Source organism: Aurantimicrobium sp., from assembly GCF_036667855.1.
Classification (GTDB): Bacteria; Actinomycetota; Actinomycetes; order Actinomycetales; family Microbacteriaceae; genus Aurantimicrobium.
This window is the reverse complement of sequence record NZ_JAVWTF010000096.1, coordinates 2,307-2,656: the sequence shown is the minus strand read 5'-3', so window position 1 is coordinate 2,656 and position 350 is coordinate 2,307.

Genomic DNA, 350 nt, shown 5'->3' with positions numbered 1-350 from the left:
TCCCGCGAAAGTGACGAACGCAGCTACTCACGCCTCGTTTCTGTGGCTCTTGAATGGATTGACGCGGACGACCCTTCATGCTCGACGCACTTGCCTTGTATTTTGAGGTCGTCGTATCTGCCCAGCCGCACTTCACGTCAAAACCGGCATGTGTTCACACCGTAGACACAATTCGACGAAGACCTTCATTGATCTGAACTAACGAAATACCATAAATAACAACGTATTTCCGGGTACCTCTGAAAGAGCCTCAGTGACGTCAGGGGCTACCTTAAGATTTCAAATCCCACCGGGACCGCCAAAGAAAACCCCTACATGACCTTGATTTTCAAGCATGTAGGGGTTTTCCC